Raw genomic sequence first — 5,237 nt, forward strand, 5'->3', positions numbered from 1 at the left:
GTTGAACGCGTGTGAGGGCAATTCGGGAGGCGTTTTGACGGCTGTGCGTCGGATCAGCGCTGTGCAGATCCCCTGAGTGCCGTGTCAGGGCGTCCACATACGGATGCCGCGCTCCTTGGTACCTGAGAGCACGTAGCGCCCATCGGGAGAGAAGTCGATTGCGCTAACCCCTTCGCCGCTTTCGCCTTCAAAGAGATAGCCGAGGCTCCCGTCTTCCACCTTCCAGAGGCATACGTTCAGGTTACTTGTTCCAGAGATCGCAAACTGTCCATCTGGAGAAAAGGAAACGGCGATCACCAGCCCTTCGTGACGGTCGAACGTACGCAGCAGTTGTCCTGACGATGCGTCCCAGAGGCGAGCGGTCATATCGTCGCTTCCTGAGAGCACGTACTGGCCATCGGGCGAGAAGGCGACCGAGAACACATAAGCAGCGTTCCAGTCGCTGGTATCGAGCTCCATGACCTGTCCGCCGGACTTAACGTCCCAGATGCGTAGGGCGCCCTGGCCTGTGCCGGTAACAATACGCGACCCATCAGGCGAGAACGCAGCTGAGAAGACGGGTTCTTCGTGCTCATCGAACGTGTACTCGGGCTCCCCAGATTTGACATCCCATATGCGGAGCGTGCCTCCCTGGCCTGCTCCACCCAGAACGCGGTTTCCGTCGGGAGAGAAACACGCTGTCAGGACTGAGTTAGGAGAAGTTTCGAGATTATGATGCAGAGCGCCCGTTTCGAGGTCCCACAGCTGCAGGGTGCTTTCAGAGGTGAGGGTAAGGAGCATCGACCCATCTGATGAAAGGTCAACGGCTATTGGGTGGCCATCAAGGCCATTGATCGTTTGGACGTCATCACCCGATACGACTTCCCATACTTTGGCTTCGCCATCGCTTCCGCCACCAAGCGCGTACTGGCCGTCGGGTGAAAAGGAGACGGCATTGACCCAGTCGGCTGTGCCTTCGAGGCTGCGCACAATGCTGAGATTCTGTCGCTGTGTTGCGGAGCCAGGATCTGCCGCCCCTGTATCTGAGGAAGCGCTTGAGCCATCATCGGGTACGTCTTTCGACTGAAAGATTTGCGTCTGGGCGGGTTGGGCGCCCGAGCCGCCTTCGTCGCCAAGCCGGATGGGGCCGGCTTCGGGGGCGCTTTCGCCGCCATCAGAGGGGGTGGGGATGTCCACATACTCCCCGGGATCCTGATTGCGCAGCGCCTCGGCGAGGTCGTCGCAAGAGGCAAACCGGTCGTCTGCGTCTTTCATGAGGCACTTAGCAACGACCTGCTCCAGCCATTCCGGGATGTCGGGACGAATCTGCCGTGGGGGCTTGTACGGCTCGTGAAGCACCTTGTACACAACACTCATAGGGTGCCCTCCGGAGTGCGGTAGTTCGCCGGTGATGGCCTCGTAGAGCACAACACCGAGGCTGTAGAGGTCGCTTCGCGGCTCCACCTCGGTGCCACGCGCCTGCTCTGGACTCATATATTCGGGTGTGCCGAGGACCGTACCCGTCTGCGTGAGTCGGGCCTCCGACGAAGCATATGCAATGCCGAAATCCATCAAAACCGGCCGGCCGATATCGGTAATCATGACGTTTGAGCCCTTCACGTCACGATGAATCATGTTTTGCTTGTGCGCATAGGCAAGCGCATCAGCGATGGGGGTGATGATCGAAACAGCCTCATCGCAGGGAAGATGCCCGTCTTCCTGAATCATCTCGTGGAGGTCGCGCCCGCTCAGGTATTCCATCGCCATGAAGTGGACTCCATTGGTCTCGCCCTCATCGATAATCGTGACGATGTGTGGATGGTTCAGGCGGGCAGCGGAGCGCGCCTCGCGATGGAAGCGCTCCAGCATTTTCTTGTCGTGCGAAACGCCTTGAGGAAGCACCTTCAGTGCAATATCGCGCCCAAGGCTGCGCTGCTTGGCTTTGTAGACAATAGCCATACCGCCGCGGCCGAGCTCCTTCTCAATCTCATAGTTTTCGTTGAGCGCCTCACGGACTAACGTTTCCGGATTTCGGATGCTGGTTGTTGTGGTTGGGGGATCCTCCAGCCATTCTTTACAATGCTTGCATTTCCGCGCTGCAGCCAGGATTTCCTCGTTGCAGTACGGGCAGCGCTTGGTAGCTTCAGACATAGGGTAATGAGTCGTTGGAGAAAGACCATCCCCCCACCAATCAACAGGGGGCCATGCGTATGGCAGAGCGAATGTTTATTGTTGTCGTAATACGCCAGATCGCTCTCTGAGGAGCGTATGCATACAGGTTGCTGAGAGCGCAATCTGGGGGGTACACATCAGACGTAAATATGCGTGTGTAAGTGGTCAGTGTATTGGTTGGGTGTGAGGTAGACCACCCGGAACAGATGTGCGCTGAGGCTGCAAGCCGAAGAGCCTCAGCGCGTGCACGAGAGGGACTTATACTTCGTACTGGAGGACGAGCTCACCCATCTGGATGGTGTCTTCGTTCTGAAGCTCAACGGTCTCCTCAGGCGGCACTTCCTCCTCGTTAACCCGCGTCGGGTTTGTCGTGCTCTTGTTGCGAAGGAGGATTTCGTTATCGCTTGTCTTCTGAATGATTTCGGCCTGGATACGGGAGACGGTGCGGTAGGTGTCGCCCAGCTGAATGTGAGCAAAGGCGCGTTCTCCTTTCACGTCTGCACGACCGATCGTGACTACGTTGCCATCGTCCTCTTCACGCGGGAAGCCAGCAATACGGAATTCGCGCCCCTTATCGGGTCCTGATATAATGACCAGTTTGCCGGGGATGAACTTCATCGTTTTCGGAGGAGCCTTAAATTTGAGCGTTTCGGGACTCTCGGGCTTGTTTGCAACCGAGCTACTCGACTCCGATTTGATGCGCGGTACCGGGCGGTCGGGCGAGGGTTCGTCTTTTTCGTCTGGGAAGAGAGTGCCGTCGCTGCCCTGGGCGTCTTCGTCGGCCTCCTGCAGTTCCGTATCCTGAACGCCGAGGTCTTCATTAGCGGGCTTGACGGACTCAGCTGCTTTCTTGGCCGCCTCCTCAGCTTCTTTTGCTTCTTTCTCGCGTTGCTTTCTGATCTCCTCAGAGGCCTTTTCATCACGCTTCCAGAGGTAGAAACCCGCACCACCAACAACAAGAGCAATGATGAGCCCGATGATTCCGAGAATAGTGAAGGGGTCAAAGTCGCCTTCAACGGCGCGGGAGCCACCCTGGCTGACCTCGTCGATGGACGACCGTGAGCTCTCGATGATGAACGGCTCGCGATTGAATGCGCTAATCGAAACCAGCCCCGCTACCTCCAACTGCTGGCCCTCTTCAGGAGCACCACCCGACGAAAACCGAACGCGGATCTCGTCGCCTGCTTCAGACGCTATGATGTAGTTTTGAATGCTGTCGCCTTCACCGTCTACGAGTCGCTCAACGGTGCCTTGGACGGTGACCTCGGCATCGTTGTACTGACCGGGGTTGTCCAAAATATCACTAATCGACGTCTGGGCGTGAACGGGGGGTATCCCGATAAAGGCCAAGAACGCTACGGCCAACCAAGCAAATCTCATTGTGCAAAGGGGGCGAGAATGAAGGAATATACGTTAGGGGTAAACAAGGTCGCAGAGTCACAAAAAATGTTGGGGCGCTGACTCATACGTGTAAGTATGGCACGGCTACACGATAGGCAATAGAAGGGACGGGGTCAATTGCTTCGTATGCCGACGCGCACAACACCGGTCCATTCATTGTCGTTGTACATGGGCCAAATGACCTCATAAGTGCGTCGTCCGTTATACTCAATTTCGTGATGATAGAGCGCCGGGGTTTGGGATGTACGCTGCCAGAGGGCGTCGTCGTATCCTAATCCACTTCGTGCGAATTGCTCGCTATGAACAAGAGACTCCCGAGCGTCTTGAATCGCAAAATAGGAGAGAATATCGCTTTCTTCAAAAACTGTCAAAAACCTTCCCAGCGAGACATCCGCCAGGTAGGCGCCGCTCAGTAGGCTGGCTACGGCGCTGCCAGTCGCAGTGTAAGACCGCGACAGCTGCTGGTCAACAAGTCTGTTCCAGCGCCGTTCGCTCTGAATGTCGCCCAGAAGATTCTCAAGAAAGACGTTCTCCTCTGACGAGGTCTGGGAGACAAACTGAACGACGAAGTAGCCAGAATCAATCGGGGAGATCAGCCAGGCTCTTTGAAGGTCCTGGGTTGATTGCAGCATGGTAACGTTTCCAGAGAGCCGCTCCAGGTCGGTCATTGAGGGGGGGGCAATCGTCCCGGAGTCGTAAAAGATGACGTCAGATCGCGCATCGCGGGTCATCATGTAGACGCCAATTACGAAGTCAGGAAAGCGGATGCGCTCCGTCTCGCTTCGAACGTGGCGTACAATCCGATCGGAGGTAACGCCCTCAAAAAGGATGTTGCCGTGGTGAGCGATTGGGCTCAGCATCTGGCCCCGCACGGTGATCAGGCTTGAGAGAACCGTTTCAGGGGTTGGGTTTCGGATAGCAAGCCGTTTAGCAATGTCGAACGCCCGGTTAAACCGGGTGGTGATCATGTAGAGTTCTTTAAGGTCTTCCGCCGCCTCGTCCCACCGCACGTATGACTGGTTCTCATCCCAATTGTTTACGATGGACTCGTAAGCACGAATCGCGGGCTCATGATTTTCAGTCGCATAGGCAGCCGTTCCACAAAGATAGTTAAGCCGAAAGGTTTGACCGCTGTACTGGCTGTACTGCCGGCAGTACCGGTGAGCACGGCCCATGGATGAGCGATCAACCAACCGACCGACCCAGCTGGAGAGGGCGGTCGCGATACGACCGCTGAACCCGCTCAGGCTGCTGGTAGACATATGCTCGTTCTGAGTGATCGATGCAAGAAAGTCGGGGACTTGCGTTACATCGCCTCCGTTTTGCGTGTGCTGAAACCAGGCTCCGTATACATCATTCAGTGCAGACTCTGCTTCGGGTACTGGGCAGCGTTGAATCGTTACGTTAACGATGTCGAGGGCACGCTCAAAGTTGTTGGCAGCAAGAAGGTCGTCTACGCTTTCAAGCTGTACCTCGACAAAGCTTTCGCAAACGGCTTCGGTAGAAGACCCCTCCGAGAAAGAAGAAGCGGAAGCATGCGCCGTAGCGACAGGGAGGTTGCTTGCTATGAGAGCAGCAAGACACAGTACATGCCAATCAGGGGTAGAAAAAACCATGTCGCCGCAGGCGGCTTGGAAGGGAGATGGACCAACACCTTCCCACACAAGCAGCCCTTGGCGACATGG

Annotated in this window: 3 protein-coding genes; all 3 read right to left on the reverse strand. The window is 56.4% G+C overall.

Features of this window, described 5'->3' with window-relative positions:
- Positions 1-84 precede the first annotated feature (84 nt).
- A complete protein-coding gene (locus tag PPP56_RS10515) occupies positions 85-2,130 on the reverse strand; it encodes a protein kinase domain-containing protein (protein ID WP_353564001.1) in 2,046 nt (681 codons plus the stop codon).
- 279 nt (positions 2,131-2,409) lie between these two features.
- A complete protein-coding gene (locus tag PPP56_RS10520) occupies positions 2,410-3,531 on the reverse strand; it encodes an FHA domain-containing protein (protein ID WP_353564002.1) in 1,122 nt (373 codons plus the stop codon).
- 134 nt (positions 3,532-3,665) lie between these two features.
- Positions 3,666-5,237: hypothetical protein (locus PPP56_RS10525; protein ID WP_353564003.1), on the reverse strand; the 1,572-nt coding region annotated here is incomplete at its 5' end.

Source organism: Longimonas sp. (assembly GCF_040409695.1).
In the GTDB taxonomy this organism is placed as follows: domain Bacteria; phylum Bacteroidota; class Rhodothermia; order Rhodothermales; family Salinibacteraceae; genus Longimonas.

Coding starts and splice junctions, on each gene's coding strand:
- PPP56_RS10520 (WP_353564002.1), bottom strand. CDS start 3,531: ATGAGATTTGCTTGGTTGGCCGTAGCGTTCTTGGCCTTTATCGGGATA.
- PPP56_RS10515 (WP_353564001.1), bottom strand. CDS start 2,130: ATGTCTGAAGCTACCAAGCGCTGCCCGTACTGCAACGAGGAAATCCTG.